Source organism: Geomonas diazotrophica (assembly GCF_019063885.1).
Taxonomy (GTDB): Bacteria; Desulfobacterota; Desulfuromonadia; order Geobacterales; family Geobacteraceae; genus Geomonas; species Geomonas diazotrophica.
The window spans coordinates 696,182-714,106 of the sequence record NZ_CP077684.1 but is presented as its reverse complement, the minus strand read 5'-3'; the positions used below and the strand labels follow the sequence as shown (position 1 = coordinate 714,106).

The 17,925-nt window shown below is 50.5% G+C and carries 14 protein-coding genes; 2 read left to right on the top strand and 12 right to left on the bottom strand.

Annotation, left to right across the window (positions count from 1 at the left end; genetic code table 11):
- Positions 1-89: 89 nt before the first annotated feature.
- Positions 90-1,100 carry an AmmeMemoRadiSam system radical SAM enzyme gene (gene amrS / locus KP003_RS03070; protein WP_217300332.1) on the bottom strand — a complete coding sequence of 337 codons (1,011 nt, stop codon included), beginning with the start codon at positions 1,098-1,100 and terminating at the stop codon, positions 90-92.
- 178 nt (positions 1,101-1,278) lie between these two features.
- A complete protein-coding gene (locus tag KP003_RS03065) occupies positions 1,279-1,689 on the bottom strand; it encodes a hypothetical protein (RefSeq protein WP_216790459.1) in 411 nt (136 codons plus the stop codon).
- Positions 1,690-2,108: 419 nt separating this feature from the next.
- Here KP003_RS03065 and KP003_RS03060 point away from each other — a divergent pair, with 419 nt between their 5' ends.
- Positions 2,109-2,681, top strand: coding sequence for an Lcl C-terminal domain-containing protein (locus KP003_RS03060; protein WP_217300331.1), 573 nt, complete (start codon positions 2,109-2,111; stop codon positions 2,679-2,681).
- Positions 2,682-3,477: 796 nt separating this feature from the next.
- Positions 3,478-4,152 (top strand): PEP-CTERM sorting domain-containing protein, encoded by a 675-nt coding sequence (locus KP003_RS03055; RefSeq protein WP_236027110.1) that lies wholly within the window; start codon positions 3,478-3,480, stop codon positions 4,150-4,152.
- A gap of 617 nt (positions 4,153-4,769) precedes the next feature.
- On the opposite strand, the gene KP003_RS21450 is transcribed toward KP003_RS03055, so the two are convergent.
- The 10 genes from KP003_RS21450 to KP003_RS03010 all read right to left on the bottom strand — a co-directional run bounded on the left by KP003_RS21450 (position 4,770) and on the right by KP003_RS03010 (position 17,913).
- Entirely contained in the window at positions 4,770-4,898 is a 129-nt protein-coding gene (locus tag KP003_RS21450) for a hypothetical protein (RefSeq protein WP_275423220.1), read from the bottom strand.
- 84 nt (positions 4,899-4,982) lie between these two features.
- On the bottom strand, positions 4,983-5,741 hold the full coding sequence (locus KP003_RS03050; protein WP_217300330.1) for a hypothetical protein: 759 nt from the start codon (positions 5,739-5,741) through the stop codon (positions 4,983-4,985).
- A gap of 59 nt (positions 5,742-5,800) precedes the next feature.
- Positions 5,801-9,301 carry an AAA family ATPase gene (locus tag KP003_RS03045; protein ID WP_217300329.1) on the bottom strand — a complete coding sequence of 1,167 codons (3,501 nt, stop codon included), beginning with the start codon at positions 9,299-9,301 and terminating at the stop codon, positions 5,801-5,803.
- A gap of 61 nt (positions 9,302-9,362) precedes the next feature.
- Positions 9,363-10,802 (bottom strand): hypothetical protein, encoded by a 1,440-nt coding sequence (locus KP003_RS03040; RefSeq protein WP_217300328.1) that lies wholly within the window; start codon positions 10,800-10,802, stop codon positions 9,363-9,365.
- Between the two features lies 1 nt (position 10,803).
- Positions 10,804-13,944, bottom strand: coding sequence for an SNF2-related protein (locus KP003_RS03035; protein WP_217300327.1), 3,141 nt, complete (start codon positions 13,942-13,944; stop codon positions 10,804-10,806).
- Positions 13,945-13,984: 40 nt separating this feature from the next.
- Positions 13,985-15,838 (bottom strand): 3'-5' exonuclease, encoded by a 1,854-nt coding sequence (locus KP003_RS03030; RefSeq protein ID WP_217300326.1) that lies wholly within the window; start codon positions 15,836-15,838, stop codon positions 13,985-13,987.
- A gap of 221 nt (positions 15,839-16,059) precedes the next feature.
- Positions 16,060-16,620: a cysteine hydrolase family protein gene (locus KP003_RS03025; protein ID WP_217300325.1), complete on the bottom strand. Its 561-nt coding sequence runs from the start codon at positions 16,618-16,620 to the stop codon at positions 16,060-16,062.
- Between the two features lie 222 nt (positions 16,621-16,842).
- A complete protein-coding gene (locus KP003_RS03020; protein ID WP_217300324.1) occupies positions 16,843-17,295 on the bottom strand; it encodes a putative molybdenum carrier protein in 453 nt (150 codons plus the stop codon).
- A 2-nt stretch (positions 17,296-17,297) separates the two neighbouring features.
- Entirely contained in the window at positions 17,298-17,588 is a 291-nt protein-coding gene (locus KP003_RS03015; protein WP_217300323.1) for a putative quinol monooxygenase, read from the bottom strand.
- Between the two features lie 79 nt (positions 17,589-17,667).
- Positions 17,668-17,913: a YheU family protein gene (locus KP003_RS03010; protein ID WP_239027600.1), complete on the bottom strand. Its 246-nt coding sequence runs from the start codon at positions 17,911-17,913 to the stop codon at positions 17,668-17,670.
- Positions 17,914-17,925 lie beyond the last annotated feature (12 nt).

Below are 17,925 nucleotides of genomic sequence, written 5' to 3'. Positions count from 1 at the left end.
CCTCCTTTGTTTGACAAGGTGAACAACCAACGACCCGATCGGTTCCAGCCTTCTCAGCCAATCCCAGCCGGGTGTTTTGCCGGGCCGTCTCAGATGCCGAGGCCCGCTATGACGGTGCCGCAGTCAGGGCAGGCCCCATTGCGAATCCTGTTGGTATCGATGGAAAAGCCGTAACGCTCGATCAAAAGGGCCGAACAGGAGGGGCACCAGGTATTCTCTCCCCCCTCGCCGGGCACGTTGCCTTCATAGACGTAGTGCAGGCCGGCGGCGCGGCCGATCTCACGCGCCTTGCGCAAGGTCTCCACCGGCGTCCGTGGCCGGTCGGTCAATTTGTAGGTGGGGTAGAACTGGGTCACATGCCAGGGGGTGTCGATCCCCAGGTTTGTGACGATGAATTCCGCTATCCCCTGCAGCTCAGCCTCGGAATCGTTCAGTCCCGGTATGATCAACGTGGTCAGCTCCACCCAAATCCCCTGTTTGCGATACTCGATGATGGAGTCGAGGACTTCGGAAAGACGGGCATGGACGACGTCGCGGTAGAAGCCCTCGGAGAACCCCTTGAGGTCGATATTGGCCGCGTCCAGGTAGGGCGCGATCATGGAAAGCGCCTCCTTGCTGATGTAGCCGTTGGTGACGAAAACGTTGCTCAGCCCGGCTTCTTTGGCAAGGAGGGCGGTGTCGTAGGCGAATTCGAAGAATATGGTCGGCTCGGTGTAGGTGTAGGAGATGGATAGGCAGTCGGCATTGCGGGCCCGTTGTACGACTTCCAAGGGGGTCCGCTCGGTACCCGCGATGGGTGCATCACGCTCAACCTGGGAAATGGTGTAATTCTGGCAATGCCGGCAGTGGAAGTTGCATCCAACCGTGGCTATGGAATAGGACCTGGTCCCCGGCATGACGTGGAAGAGCGGTTTTTTCTCGATCGGATCGACATGCTCGGCGCAGAGTTTGCCGTAGACCAGGCTGTAAAGTGTCCCCCCCCGGTTTTCGCGCACGGAGCAGATTCCGCGGGCGCCATCGGCGATGCGGCAGCGGAAGCGGCAAAGACCGCAGCGCACCCGGTTCCCCTCTTCCCGCTCGAAAAACAGTGCCTCTTTCATGGCTCCCCCTGCGTTTCCCGTGTGAAGTCCTATTCAAGCATCCCTTCACGATAATGGCTACCGCATCTCCCGTGAATCTCGCCGCTGTCGGGTTGCCCCCGCGTCGGGGGGTAAGCGGGAAATGTCGGTATGAAAGGCTTACTGGTTACGGCTTCCTGCAAGGTGGGGACAGTTTCGCCTAGTGAATTTGGATCCGGCTGATGTTAGGCGCGGAGATCTGGTAGGCTCCCTCTCCCGTGTCTCCGTGGAAGACGGCACCCGTCCGTATGCTGAGTTGGACGCGGCGTCCGGATTTAAGCAGCAGATCGGCCGGCACCGCATCGCCATTGACAGGGCCAAAGCCGATTTCTTTCAGGTCGTGGAAGAAGACACTCATTTCCCCCGCCCCTCTTTTCCCCTCAATGAAAACCTTGCCGTTCATGGAAAACCTGGTCAATTCGATTTTCACTCCCGAACGGTCGGTAAGCTGCACCTTGATGTTCTCGTCCGTTTTGGGCACCTCTCCTTCCGGTGCGCCTCCCAGGCTGCCCATGCCCATCAACACGGTGGCTGTTAAAAGGACCAGCGCGGCTGTCATGATTTTTCTCATACCGTCTCTCCTTTCCTTCGTCAAATTGAATACAGGATAGCACTGGACGGGCCTATGTAAATCCGTTTGAGACAACGAGATGAGACAGGACAGTATGGCGGTGTGGAGGTTCCCGTCATCCGGTCCGCGGGAAACCGCCCCGGGCTGGCCTATGGGCTGGTGCGGCAGGTCGGAAAGTAGGTGACCAGGGTGCCAGGTCTTGAAATTTAAGGCAGCTCACCACACCGTTGACAATGCCTGAAACAGTCATACCCTTTGAATGACAGGATTTTGACAGTCCCGAAAGCCTGATTTGTGGCGGGGAGAACATTGTCCTCAGAAAGGAGGTGAGTCGCTTGAGCTGGTGTTGCTAAGGCCATCCGAATTCCCGGCTAACACGACAATAGGCGAAACAACTGGACACAACAGGAGGCTCGGCCATGTGTAAAATCCGTTTTTCCGTTGTTGGCGCAGTCATTGTGTTTGCGGTTTCTCTACTGTTCACTCCTGCACCAGGCAGAGCGGCTGAAGGCGGAAACCCGCCGTCCCCACCAATCCTCGACAACTTACCCCCCACCTGGAGTAAAGTCCTGCCAGCTAACCTTAGATTCGAACTGGTGCTCAACGGAGCAGGCGTTCTGGACAAAGAAACGGGATTGGTATGGCAACAGTCGCCGTTCAACAGCATTTGGACCTACCAGGGTGCGCGTGCCGAATGCAACTTGCTTGAAATCGGAGGGCGGATGGGCTGGCATCTCCCGACGGTAGAACAGTTGACGAGTCTTATCGACAGGTCAAGCACATCGGGAAAAATGGTGCCCGACGGTCATCCCTTTGGCTTGATATGGGGACGTTACCCCTACTGGACCGCCTCGCCCTATCCAGGTGCGCCGTGGGCAGCCTTGCAGGTTAATTTCGTTACAGGAGAGGTGGCAGGCGCACCCATGTATAACGAGTACCATGTATGGTGTGTGAGAGGGGGGCAAAGCCATACCGGGGAACCCCTGTACTGACTCGATGGGCGAGATTCGCCGCATATATTCACCAACCAGCCCCGATGGCTGCCTCAATGTCGGTGGATGATACGGCGCACCAGGACGGAGGCGAGGGGTTGCCAAGCCACTCCTCGCATCTCCGCCGGTTGAAATTAAAAAGCCGGACAGCTTCGCCGCCCGGCTTTTCCCTTGACCTAATAGATACGTCACCTCCAGCCGTCACCGGTCGGTGTGGCGCTCGAGGTGTACCGCCGACAGGCGCCCGACGGCGAGCAGGGGCCTGCGCTCCCTCGCGCCGCCCTCTCACAGAAACGAAGCCCATCCGCAGGCTACTTTGGGAGATGCACGGCACTCTGCCGGTCAGTTTGCGAAGAAGAGCCTTGAAGGTGAGGTTGTGGGTTGATCACCAGAGATGGGAATGCAAAGGGCTTAGCCGGTAGTGGCTAAGCCCTTGTCTTTTGCGGCTGATCCGAAAGCAGCGATGTATGCTTTTTCGACACCGCGTTCAAGACCTAAGGCTACGTGATGATATGCTATTTTCCCGATGTGTAAAGAAACGTGTAAAGGTCGCATCACCACATCCCAGGATGGCATCCTAGGCGCGGTGAAACGGTGCATCCGGAACCTCCTGTTATCGTGGAGCTTTTCGCCCGACACGCCACGAGACACCTGGACAAAGGAGATCGCGGAAAGAGCGGCGGGCGGAATGCAAGGCACAACTCGCGGGAATCATGGGCTTTTTCAAAACGGGCATGCATGATGCTATGTGAAAGAAGGCGTTATAGAAAGTTTCACCCAAAAAGGAGGGGAACCCATGCGGAGGATAACAGGAAAATTGGCGGTCATCATGCTCATTCTGGGACTGATGACCACGTCTGCAAACGCACTATCCATCAGGCTGACCGATGGCGGCGCCAACACCGTCACCATTGGGGACAACGGGGTCGGCGATATGAACCCCTTGGCAGGCGCCGTCACCTACATCGGCGGCGTCGGTTCCTTCATCGCCAACGTGAGCACCGGGATTTCCTATCCCATCCTGGGAAGCCCGGCCTATCCTTGGCTGGACCTCAGTTCCATCGACGTGACCAGCGGCTCAGGCGGCACCAACAAGCTCTACATCTACCTGACCGACACCGGCTTTACCGGCGCATTTTCCAGCTTCGCGGCCACCATCGGCGGGACCACCGGCGGAACAATCAAGTACAGCACCTACTTCGACGCCGCCAACGCCGCCTTCGCAATGAACACGCTGCTGACCGAGGAACTCTACGGTGGGCCAGCCTTCAGCGACGTCAACATCGCTTCCGCGCTGGGACTGGACGGCCCCTACTCCCTCACCCAGGCGATCGAGATCACACACACGGGTCTCGCCGCCAGCAGCTTCGATGCGGAACTGGCACCGGTGCCGGAACCCGGCACATTCCTCCTGTTGGGGGCCGGGCTCATGGGGCTCGCCGTCTATGGCCGGCGCAGGGCCCGGACCTGATCGACTCCGCGCTTGCCTTAACGAAAGCCGCCCCCACGGGCGGCTTTTTTTTGTTCTATGACTCAAACAAAACTGACGGCTCTTGTCCCTGGCAATTACGAACAACAAACAATTAAAACATCTCTATTTTAACTTTGAGAGAGTAACGTCAAACTTGAGGTAAACCCGATGAATGAATCATCCCCTACGTCCCTGTCCACCGCCATTTGTGCGTCATGCAAGCGAGTACGAGAGATCGATGGCTCATGGGGGCCCTCCTCCCCGGTTTATGAGAATGCCACGCACGTGTTCTGCGAAGGTTGCGCTGACTTGATTCTAGTATCAAATGAGGCCTATTGGCGAAGGGGACCCGGTTTTAGCACATTCGCCCCAACCTCACCCGACGCGTTCCAGGCAGGAGGCCATTTTGCCGCCGCGGGCGGCGTCTCTATAACTTGATATATGTTCCATGACTCTGACAGAGAGTACCAAGAGTCTTTTGAAGTAATGGGCAAAGAATGAACTGCTAGCCGTGGGGCCTGGACGGTTTGGTGAGATTCGGGGCAAAAAAAAAAGGAATCCCGAAGGATTCCTTATTATTCGTATGGAGCGGGAAACGGGATTCGAACCCGCGACCTTCAGCTTGGGAAACCGATAACAGGCACTTTTTGTTCTATACCATAATAAACCCAGAAGGCCAATACTTTTGAAAAATCAAGTAGCTCTACCCCGCGGCCTTCAGCTTTTTCCCCCTCACTATCCGTCAAGATCTTTCCTAGTCAGAACACTTTTTAGAACACTCCGACTTTCAGCCTTTTCAGCTGAAGGTCGGATTATTCGAATACGGTGTCTTAACATTCCGTTCGGATCCATGGTGAGAAGGGCTCGAGAACTCCTTCCCACACCTCAGTGCCTGACCAGTTCGGCCCTGGTCCGTCTGCACTGATTGGTATGTCTAGCCCGATGATTAAGTCCACCCACAACATCGTCCCAGGCCCCTTGCCCATTGCCTCTAGCGTACACGCCAGAGTAGAAAGGCTAGTAACTTGTTCAATGCCTGTGATCTCGCGTTCCCCCGGCTTTGTGCAGAAGTGAAATAATCCCTCATTTGCAACAGTACGGAACCGATACTCCGTCGCCTTTTCAGTAAGGGTATGCTCGTCAAGCGGGGCACACACAGAGATTGTAAACTCAGGGGCCATTCCAGAACGAGTTTGGATATCACCCAGCGCGGTGGCCATCGCCCCATTTTTGAGATCTTGCAGCAACAAGTGCCAGATCCACGCCTTTGTCATCTCGAAATGACGTCCCCTAGTACTACCAAAAGCTTCTGCGAGCTCTTTACAGACCCCCTTTTCAATGTGGAGACCCGCACGGATTGCATTAGATCCCCGTGGTCTATAAAACACAAACTTGCCACAGCGGTAGGCTGGCCAATTCTGAAATCCTTTTCCAGTGGGAAACAACCACCAGAAGCTATTGTCTGGATTTTCCTCGTTGTAAGGATGCGTTGCAAGACGACCAAACCTTGTCTTGAAGCCATCAGCCCCCTGGACTGCTTTTGCCAAATCCCCGGGGTAAGGGATCTGTGTCCAAATAGTTTTATCCATGCAGCCTCCTTAACCTCAGATAAATCGTGGGATTACGGACATTGTCAATGCTGATACTATCAGGGTGCTGCAAGGTTGAGAACGTTATTGAATATATATTCAATCGATTTTTCTAGGCTTAATCCTTCAATTGGTGTCTCAATAAGATTATCCTGATAACCGTTAACTGAGTACCACCTTCGTTTTTTTTCGACCCTTTGTGCATAATCGAATTCATCGAGCATGCCGTTATGCTCCCAGAAGTACTCTTTACGCCTATGCCTGAAAGTGAAGTCAGGCAGCTTAAACGACTTATTGTCCTGCGCGACAAGGGGCTTTTCATAAAAAAATCCAATACCAGCTTCAGAAAGTGCTTTGGAGATTTGAAGTTCACCTTTTGACCTTACAAACAGCTCAGGAAGGGCCTGGTAAATCAGGTTTTCTGGCTTATACTGCTCGAAGGCGTTAGTTGGTAACCCTTTTGATGTACCAAAAAGCGAAGAGTTTCTTTTAACAATATCAGAACGACCTAGCCAAAGTCGATCTTTCAAAATTCCCAGGTCATTTTGAGCTAAGATAATCTGAATTTTAGTTGATCTGGTTAAAGCTGTGTAAAGCATTTCTCGACTAAGGAAATCAGAATCTTCGGCGGGTAAAACTAAAATTGTAATATCGAATTGGCTCCCTTGGGCTTTATGTACTGAAGTGGCATAACCTAATTCTAGCATCTCATTTGTCTTCTTTTTCGAAAGGTAAAAAGACAATTTATCATAGTCTTTTGGAAATTTTACTTGTAGTTGTTCGTTTTTCTTGGGGAACACATAACCGAGCGTCCCATTGGGGACGTAATATTCCACTTTAGCCTTCGTAGCATGTTCATAAGCATGATATGTGAAATTACGTATCTGAAGGACCTTATCGTTGAACACATACCCCCATTTATTCCATTTATCGACCGTGTCCTTCCCTCGAAGCACCGTTTGTACAATTAGATTTATATTGTCTACTCCAGATGGGTTATGGCGATATGGGGATATTATATTTATCGCTTCAATATTTTTAGCTTCATTCTGCCCAAGACCATGAACCTTATTGTAGCGGTCTCCAAGGGGGAGCTGCTGGTTTTTCTTGTTTTTATCAAGGTTTGAGATGGCGAGCGAGAGAACTTTCGGCAGTTTATTTTCTAGATCGACCTCATCTTTCCAATATTCAATTATTAGGTCGGCGTTGTTTGCCTGATTCCCCTGATCATATGCCCCCATTGCTAACTCAGCGAAGATATTTTCGTCCGGTATTTCTGGCACTTTGGCATAGTGACTGGCGAGCACGGATGCCTTACTTCCTTGGGCCTGGCGCCAGTTATACCGAAGCTCTACTAAATGCTTGCTTGATCTGGCATCGTCCTTTTTGAAGTATTGAATGAGATCGTAAAAAATTTTTCCTGGGCCGATTGGGGGCAGCTGGTTGTAATCCCCGACCAAAATTACTCTTTCGACATTTTCCATGTCGATTGCTCTCAGCAGTGCAGCAAATAACCTAACATCAATCATTGAACACTCGTCCACAATCACAGTGGAGCATTGTGCTTTTGATCCTCCAGATGATTTCAGCGTGAAGTTGAAAGCATTAACCCAGCCTTTCTTCATCAAGAAGCTATGAATGGTAGAAACGGTCACTGCCGAATCATCAATCCTATCTCTGAGAATCAATGAGGCTTTCCCAGTGGGGGCAAGAAGAAGAAAGTCGTGCCGAGGTTCTTTTTGACGTATCCCCTTCACCAGAGAGCTGATGACAGTCGTCTTTCCCGTTCCAGCTGTGCCGGTAAGAACGCTCAATCGGCTCGTATAGAGTCGCTCTAGAGCTAAGTTCTGCTCTTCGCTCAGTTTTGTGTTTAGGCTCCCCCAAGACACCTTGGAGGGGCCAACATCAGTTGCCCTAAGCAACTCCAAGAAATCACAACGAATCTTCCTTTCCGCATCATTTAGGGTCTTAAGATAAATAGAATGGATCCCATCAGCAGTGTCCTCGACGAGCTTGGGAGCAAAGATAGCCTTATGCTGATTCCATGTCGCAAGGTCAAAATTAAACATCGTGTTCTTGTCATTTTGGTCATGCCAGAGGCCGACCTTTTCGGCTAAGACACCCCACTCCAGGAAGGTATGCCCCTCTTCCGCAGCCTCGGTAAGCATGGAATACATTAGACAACGCAGCCTCCGCGGGTCGTCTAAAGCAATAGGCTCTGCCCCCACCAACTCCTCGGACGGAACCATTCCATGGTCGATCTTTTCAAAGTTTATGAAATCATTGGGATCACCGCCAATATATTCCTCTGCTATCGCGTAGGGATTTTCATACAGACCCGACAAAGAGGTAGTTATTGAATACATACCTCGCTTATCGCCAAGAATATTTTTCACTTGGTCATCGTCCAAATCGAACAGTGGCAATCGATCACGGCATAATTCTGCTTTCACTTTCTCTGTTTGGTCTGCTGCCGTTAGCATTGATTGGAAGCGACATCTCGCTGGTTCGAGCACCAACTTTTCATTAGTTGCAATCTCCGCCTTTCCCTCAAATCTGTCAAACAGGTAGTCCTTGATCTCTGAGACCGGATGGTGCCGCAACCTCAAACGGATGAATTCTTCCGGCCTTGCCATTCCTAGAAACTTCAAAACTGAACCCAATCCGGGATAAAGCCCCCTGCTTATCCAGCATTCTTTTCGAACATCTTTCAGCCATAAGAGTTTGTTTTTCCATGAATCAATCTCGGAAGCAGGCAGGTAACCATCAGCGATTATGCGATTTGTAGCTGCTATGGCTTTGTCGATTAAAGAAATTGCATTATCGTCCGTCACATGATGAGCTACGTATTTAAATGACCTCGACAAATCACCTTCTGCGAACACAGCAATCCTGTTTGCATCCTTACCCAGCCTTATATACTCTTGGTACGGAAGCCTAATCCTTTGCTCATGTGAATTTTCAACACATCTACTCCAAATATAACTGCCGTATTTTTCTTGCTGATCTTTAGGAATGTCGTCCCACTCGATAAAAGAATGAACTTTTTTGATTCGTGCTATCCCAGCTAAAAGGTATTTTTTTGAATCTGCCGATATAGGGTTGTCATAATTGCAATAGTAGAAAACTAAGCCGGCTTCACCCGCCTCTTTTAGTTCATCAAAAAAAACTTCCACAGCCTCTTTTCTCTCGTCAGCCTCTTTTCGCCCACCAGATTCATCCCACATATCTTCAAACGGCCATGTCCCGCTGCAACCCGGCTCAATCGAGACCGTTTTGGGAGAGGTGTTCTTTATAAAGCTCTTCGGTTTGTGAACGTGCGTAATCGGCTTTGCACCAAAAACGTTTATATTTTCGGAGCACGGTGGGATGTAGCCCATTTTAAGGTCAACAGGTTTCCCTTTATGCTTTTCCTCTAGGGCATCATTTTTTTCGCAACGAATTTTCTCTGCATTGACAGAGTTAAATCCCTTGCAAAACGTGTTTTTGCGCGGGTTATCACAAATGTGGCCGTCCCATCCTCTGTCATGCCATGGCAGTCGAATCGATAGGTGCTTCATTCTTCCTCCGGAGTAGGATCAGTTTTAATCTAAGTTTGTGCCGACTTCAGGAACCAATCTGTCAGTTCCCGTCACATTCTCTACACACATTGGTACCCGGCATTGCAGGGCCACATCCGTTTTTACACATCGTGACACGCGTATTAGTGATGGTCACATCGTGCCTTCTTCCGATCATGCTTGGAAGCTTGTAATCTGCAAGTTCTCCCTCTGGGACGGATAACCCGTACGAAACGGCAAAACGGTGATAGGCTGCCTCTGCAACACCAGCCATGTCAAGATCTCGTGGCTTGCACACTGCTGATAGCTGGTATTGAGGTAGATCGAAACTGTAGTGGTTTCTTGCAGCATGGGTTTTTTGAATCAAAGATCTATAGTATAGGGAGCGTTCTCCGCCCCCCCCTACGAATATTCTCAGGGCTTTACTGTTTATTCCTGATTTGAAGCCGATTGAATCCTTTCTGTAGCCTTCAATAACCACCTTTGCTACCAAGGTTTGGATTGGTTTTTGATACCTCTGGGTAAACTCAAGGTTTAAACAATGGTCCTCCTCGGACACTAAAGCGGCTTCGAGGTCTTTACGTGAAAGTTCGCTTTGATGGGCAACCTCTTCTGCCAGCTTGTTCACCCCATAAGGTTCTACCTTTCCAGAGTAAAAGTCGACTTTAGCCACTCCATTCTCATGATAGAAACGGAAAGAGACCCCATCGAGGGTCCCCCCACCTATGTCGAAATAGATGTACACTCCTGGAGTCGCTTCTCTGGAAATGAGGAAGGACTGGACTGCAGCAGTAATTTCGGGAACGGCTTGTAGATCAGACAAGTCGAGGTTCAAATTCTGACAAACATGCTGATACCTCTCCAAAAGTTCCGGTAACGTCAAAGGGGACGCACCCAATTCTTCCGACATCATCCACGCTACAGAAAGCACCCTACGGAACCGGTCGATCGATGGAGAGTCATAATACTCAACTGGCACTCCAAGGTTTGCCGACCATCGCGGCACACGGTTTTCAAAAATGTCGCGCTCGTTCGCCAGAATCCAGTCTCTGGACCTACGAAGCAAGGTCGCAATGAAGTATGCACATAGGGCCTCTGTCTCAAGGATTGACTCGTCGCTCGATGTCGACTGCCCACACTGCGGCTGCAGATCTAGGTCCGCCAATTTCATTTTTATAAACTCAAAGATTTTGCAGCCCTTATTTAGTTTTTTCCACTCCGCTTGAGTTAGCCCTGTGGTCAGGGTGCCATCCTTTTTTAGGGACACAATTGAGGGAATGAGGCAGTGGTCAAGAGAAGTGGACTTCGTCGAAAAGTTGAGAATCTTAGACCTATCTTCGGAGACGTTGCGGTAGCATATTTTCGTATACTTTGTACCGAAATCTATCCCTATGTTGATACAGACTGCTTCTTTTGGGGGTAGAGCCTCTTTGGGGGTTCTAGCCCCTTTACTGCCCACCTTCGATTTCAGTTTGCTGATGGCATCTGCAAGTTTTTTCATTTCAAGCCTCGATGACTACAATCCCTGCAGCTATGGGTTTAAACCCCGGATCTGTCGCTCTTTTTTCCCCAAGGTCTTTAAGCTTCACATCTAAATCTCGCTTGGCCTTATTCAGCTGGCCGTCCCACATTTTAAGGACTCGTGGGTTCGTCGTACGGACGTTAGATAAGGTTCCTCGTATACTTGACGTTCTTCTGTCATAGTGAGCCCTCGCGCTTCTCTCCTGAACATCGCACTTGTTTGTATTGTCAGCGTCGAACTCTTCTGACTCCTGAACGAACCTTTCCAATATTTCCTGTTCAACGAGGTCTGCTGCGTCAGATATCTTAATCATATCCAACAGGTTCCGTGCGTTGAACAGCTGCCTTCCCTGGCGAGAGGCCGATAACACAATCGCTTCGGAGGAGGAATCTGAGAGGATTTTGCCGGTATTCACATCACACACTTTGTGGACCAGCCTTCTGTGAGTTCGCATCCCAGAAAAGCTCCATAAGTGGGTTAGGAACACGAAGGTCCCCTTCTTCATGCCTGCTGGTGCATCTGACCGGCTCAGCTTTACCGCCACAACCGGCTGAAACTGCTTATTACTTGTCTGGTAGCTGTGCCTGATGAAGCGAATCAAAGGATGACTTGTATCTATCAGTTCGTAGTTTCTCTTCACGTTAGCGGCCTGCCGAGCATCAAAAAAGCAAGGAACGGCACTGCCCCTGGTCAGAGTTGTTCTAGTGGGACATGAATGCCTAGAGATAAAATGGTCAAGATCCGTTTTTGCTTTGTCTGTGAGTGTGATCTCAAAGACGGTGTTCTTTTCATCTTTGGGGTGCATGACAGAGCCTAAATAGTGCTGTTTGAAGAAGTCGTCGACAAAGCTCGCGACTTCCTCCGGTTGTAGCCACCGCCCCTGCTCTCTGCTCTTCGATATGTTGTCAACAATAAAGTCCGAAAATGCCATAAGGTTTATGGCTTCACTTTCAAGCTTCTCCTGTTCAGACTTCGTCTTTAGAATTGTTACAGCGGCTTCCTTCGCTTTTTGCTTACGCTCCTCATCCGTCAGATTATGCTTGAAGAAATCTTCAAGCAGTTTCCCTGACACCTCACCTAAAATCTGCTCTAAATCCCCAATGCTCTCCTCAAAAATTTTGATCCGCTCGTAAAGGCGCTCAAGAATTTGCTCTTCAATCGTATCTACAAGACTAAAGTTGATTATGAAGATCTTTTCTGCTTGTTGTCCAAGTCGGTCCAAGCGACCAATCCTTTGCTCAACTCGCATTGGATTCCACGGCAAGTCGTAGTTTATGATGTATCGGCAAAACTGAAGGTCAATCCCCTCGCTACTAACTTCGGAAGTCAAAAGGACATTTAATCTGTTATCCGTTTTAAACCTCTCCAGGATCTCATCCTTTTGGTCTCCCATCCCTCCCATGACAACGTCAGCGGTAATACCATCATCCCTGAGGCGATCCTGGAGATAGCCAAGAGTCCCCCTGAAATATGCGAAGAGAACGAATTTTTCCTGAGAGTTTTTGAGCAATTCAGCCTTCAAAAATTCGACCAGCTCTACGTATTTCGAGTCGTTCATTTTCAGCTGCTCAAGGTCAATATCCTCAATCCCAAACCCCTCACAACCGAGACCATCGCCATCTCCAATGTCGTACTCGTTCAGACTAGGTGAAACGCCCAAATCTTCCCACAGGAGGTCCTCAAGCAGGCCACTTTCCCGCCAAGCCTCAATTGCTGCTGGCATGCAACTCGCCATTTGCCTCTGTCTAGAAATGAGGCTGAACAGGGGAAGGCCTTTTAGACCTTGGGCAGTCGCACGGATTCTGGCGGTAATCTGACGATACAGCTGCTTTTCCATTTCAGTGAAGTGGACCTGAAGTGTCTTAGCTTTCCGCTCAACCCGATTGACGAAAACATCTCGTTTCCTTGAGCGTGTCATGTATTGGGTGAGCAGCGAACTGCCATCAAGCAACTGACCGAGTTTAACACGCTGCTCGTCGCTGACATGTTCGGCGTCCAATTCTTTATAAACTTGCCACAAAGCCTGGTTTGACTTGAAATAACTAGCGGTGAGAGCCTTTCCCACTTCCGCCTTAGCACCGGGTATGTTTGGTGAATGTTGCCACAGGAGACGCAGAGCCTTGACAACAGGTGCGTTTTCTCTGAGCATCCCCTCAAAAATCGCATCGCTATAAAATTCTTCCGGACTGATTAAGCGAAGAAGTTGGTAAAGATTATTGTTGTTGAGTTGTATTGGGGTCGCAGTGAGAAGCACCAAGTGCCGGGATGCATCTGCAAGGAGGCGTGCTATCTTATTGCTCGCCGTTTCAGGGTTCCTGAGATAATGGGCCTCGTCAATAATAACGAGGTCAAAAAGCGAGGGGTCTTCAGAATTACCGTGTCGGTCCAGAATTCTAGCTATTTCAGATCGAGGATCCCGATTTTTTTCATCATGCCAATCATTCAGGCATCGTATGCTTTCAAGGCTGACAACGCAGGAAAAAGCGTTTGATGGTCCTAAATCGGCATGACTACGCAAGAGATCAAGGAAGTCTTTCGAGCTCCTTATCACTGTAACCACTTGGTTGAAGCGAAGTTTTATGTCTGTTCGCCACTTTTCAAGCAACATGGAAGGACAGACCACTAACAAACGGCGGGCATCGATGCGGGTTTGTAATTCCTTCCAAATGTAGAAGGCCTCTATGGTCTTTCCCAAGCCGACTTCGTCCGCGATCAATAACCGCCCAACCGGGGACTCCAGAAATCTGATTACCGGTTTAAATTGGTGGGGGTAAAAATCAGTACTGCTCGACTCCATGCTGTAGAAAATATTCGTCAACGTACCCTGAACCTTCTCGAAGGTCAGGAGGCGTTGCAGGTCCGCTTCAGAACCAAAACTGCCGCTTTTCAAGATATCAATTAGGTCACCAGGCTCTGCCTCTAGCTCCAATGTTTCATACGGTTTGTATATCGTCTCGTTGTCGCTAAACCGAACCTGTACCAAGACCCTTGTACCGACCTTCTTCACAACACCAGTTGTAGCTCCTTTTTTTCCTGGATTGTCCTTGACGCGAACGTTTTGAGCAGGAACTTGGGGGTCCCAGTCCCCCAGGAGCGCGTCAACATCGGATTTAATAGTCAATCTAGCCTCCATCTTGCCTAACTCTCAAGCCACTATTCGGTCAAACTGCCTCTATAGCAGCAAGAACACGTTGAACCAGAGGGGTTGCCTCAACGTAATGGATCTCCAACCTAAACCTAGCTCTTGTCATCCCCACATAACATAGGCTCTTGACTTGCTCCTCGCCCCAGCGGCCGCCCGAGTCCAGGGTGTCTAGTCCGAGCAGGAAAACACACCCAAAGTCCAAACCTTTTGCGCTATGGATTGTCGAGATCGTGACGCTGTTAGCCGTGATATCGTGCTGCCGTTTTGCCCGATAGTCCTCCGAAAGCCATTTGCTCATCACTCCGTGCTGGTCTAGGGATATTTGCAGCAGTACGGGAAGAGATTTGGTCATTTCGGGGTAAGGCATTTTACGCGCATAGAGGATGGCGATCTCCGAAAACGGGATCATTTCCGACTCGGAGAGTTTGCAGATTGTATTGACGACTTTCGCCACTAAGTCACTCAGAGACTGGCTCATCGCAACAACAGGGACCGGGCCTCTCGAAATTCGAGGATCAGGGAAAAGCGATTGTTGGGGTGTAGCGGTCGCCCCCCCTGGAGCAGTACCATAACGGAATCTGTTGGCGAACTCAGCGATTTCTTTAGTGTTCCGATAGATTATATTCAGCTGCCGTTTCCGGCCTCTTATTTGAATTCCCGCGTCACTCCACACCCGCGTCTTCCCGTAGAGGTCTTGCCCCTCATCAAGGGCAATCGAAAGTATATCTACCTCCCTGTTCAGGACCCGCATAACGACCTGCAGCATGCTATTGGAGAAATCCTGGGCCTCGTCGATGAGTATTGCATCGTACTTTGTGGCTACGGTCTCTCCTTTTGCAAGGGCCTCCTCGATGACCAGATCATAATACAGGGGTTCCTCGTTTTCGTGGACGACGGGTTCACCTGTAATGCGGCTACAAAGGTCAAAAAATTGAAGTACCTCTATCCCATCGGACCCCAGTGAAGCGCCATTCGCTGCTAAGAGTCTGCGAATGTAGTTGACGAGAGTCGTGTTGTAGCAGAGGAAAAGGATGCGTTTGGCTCTGGGGTTGTACTTCTGGAGAAAAACGGCTTGGTGCACGAGGACGAGAGTTTTCCCGCTCCCTGAAGGTCCACTTATAATTCGGTGCCCCCCGTCGAACTTCCGAGCAATTATTTCCTGGTGATGGTCAAGCAGGCGGACATTTTCTTCATGATTTTTAAACTCTTCGGATGGGGCTCGCTCTACTGGAGTGATTCGAATCGTCGGGTACAGTAGTCTACGCAGGTGGTTTAGCTCAAAGGCTGAAATGTGGCAGGGGAACTTTGGCTCAAATCGTTCACGGATAGCAGCGAGAAATGCGTGCCCAGTGGGGTCATGTAGGTCTGAGTAGGGATGGAGATGGTCCCAAAAAAAGATTTTGGGAATCGGTATGATGGCGTCGTTGTTGAACCTCTCAAGATACTCGTGAGAATTGATGTTCGGGAAAACGACGCCATGGGAGACGGGTATTTTGGGCTTTCCTTGTGCAAACCCCTGCTTTGTTACTAGAAGCCCATCGCTAGCTATATGGTCTAGGATATTGAAAACATATCCCTTTGCCTGCTCGTGTGGGTTTGTGCAGGAAATCTCCTTACTGCCAAACGCGACAAGAAACTTTTTCGGGCTTACCTCGCGGATCTGGTCAATCGTCCAGTCTTTCACCTCAAAGACGATAAGGCCTACATCAGGGCAGTACAAGATGAAATCGGGCTCTGACTCGTTGATATCGGGTGAGTACCAAACAAGAAAGCGCTCATCCGGTTTTGCAACTGACGACAAGAACCGGTAAAAGGCCTCCTCACCAGGGGTTGTAAACTGCTCGATATCGTCAGGAATCATAAGCGGCATAGGAGGTTTCCCGAAACATCAATGGTTTTTTTGTGGGGGCACCCATCACCCAGCTCTAAACCGTTTTTGGAATAACACAATGGATAATCTTAATCAATCAGAATAATGGAGATTGTTTTAATCTTTGCTGCTGCGAGGAACATGGAGGGCACTATGAAACCATTAAAGCGCCATTATTGGTGTAATAGTGCCATTAGGGATAGGTGATATTTTTGTCCGGGCTATGCCGTTGCAGCCATGTTCTCCAGGATTTCATCCACACCGAGCACACGGGCGAAAACTGTACCAAGGGCTGCCATATAAGATGCGTGCACCTGGGCAGCCGACACCGTTACACCGTTGAACGTCAATTCCCTGGTAGCGCAGGCATCATGGGTGACGATGCAAGAGAACCCTAGACGGAAGGCTTCACGGACCGTGGTGTCCACACACATGTGGCTCATCATGCCGCAGACCAGGAGGGTATCGACCTCGGCGTCCTGCAGCTGTTCCGCTAGGTTGGTTTCCTGAAAGCTGCTAGGGAAATGTTTGGTGATGACAGGCTCCCTTGGCATGGGCGAAACGCTGGCGTAAATCTCACTACCGGCGGTATCTGGCAGGAAGAAGGTGGATCTCGGCCTGGTGTTGATGTGCTGCACATGGAATATCGGCCAGGACTGCTTCCGGAAGGCTGCAAGAAGTCGTTCGGTCGCGGCAGCCGCCTCGATGCTGCCAACCAACTCCATTTTACCACCGGGAAAATAGTCGTTCTGGATGTCGATGATGAGTAATGCCGTCTTCATAGTGCTCAGTCCTTTTCTGTGATGCGATCCCTCGTTCAGGAACCAGCCTTATTGCGTTTCGCCATCGCGGTGGTGGTGAATGTGGAGGGTATGAAGGGTGTGGCCGATTTTTTTCGAAGCCTGTCTACCATTCGCACTGGCACGTGGAACGGGGGCCAACAGAGCTCCTAATATGAGGTCTGTTTCTTGGTGTAATAGTGCCATTTGGGATAGATGATATTTTTAGTCCGACAGCATCCTTTTCAGCAGGTCGATTGCCTTCAGGTAAATTCCCGGGCATTTTGACTCTCGGGGGCCTGCTACGTTCAGCGTCCGTAGACCGTGTTCCTCTACCCATCTCGTAATGGCTTCCATGTCGGGGTGTTCCTCAACCTGGACTGTCAGGTATGGCCTGTTGTGCTTGATGGCAAACTCAACAGTGCGTTTGGTCCCGCCCGATAGCGGCCCCTGGTTGATGATCAGTGTCCCGTCGGAATCGATGACGTTCTGCTCTGTCCTGGACGTGTAACTGATGGTTTCCATCTCTACCAGCGGGTAGCACTCGGGTATTGTTCCATCCTCAGCGGCCCGTCCCTTAGGGCACCACCCCCCTACTGGGATACCAGCATCCATCGCGGCATCAAGTCCCGCCCGGTCAACCCCGGTCTGCCCCCCTGAAACGATCTTGCATATCATATCTACGCGATCTCAGTCATTTGGTGGACGACTTTATCTTCGAGCAGATCACCTATCGCGGCGACGTAGCTACTGAAGTGATTCGAGTTCATGTGGCTGTCAAGACATGCCAGACTCTCCCAGTTTTCATAGAACGTGAATACGGCCGGGTTGTCGTTATCCTGGTGCAAGCGGTATTCGAGGCACCCCTTCTCGGCCCGAGTTGGGGTGATCAGCTTCAGCAATTCAGGCTTCACCTGGTCGATGGCATCCTGCTTGACGGTCAGTTTGGCGACTACAGTTACTTTAGACATGGGTTCTCCTTTTTCGCGAGCTTTCCAACCGTGTACCCGCTCGTGCCCCTTGCAGAACTTGCAGATGTCCAGCTCTCCGTCAGGTCACAGGTATGATGTTGCACGAGTTGGTAAGCGGGTCGAAGACCAGCTTTGCCTTGCCACTCTTCAACTGCGCCATGACTTGGTCGGTCTTCTCGTCGAGGGTGTAGTGGTAGAAGCCCATCTCGTCCCAATCCCGTGTCACGAACTCGCTGATGACACTGCGTAGGGTTTCCGTGTTGAGGCGGTCATAGGGAACATCCACCATCTCGAGGTCGTCCGTCTCATCCAGTTGCCTGATCACTTCACCGTCCCG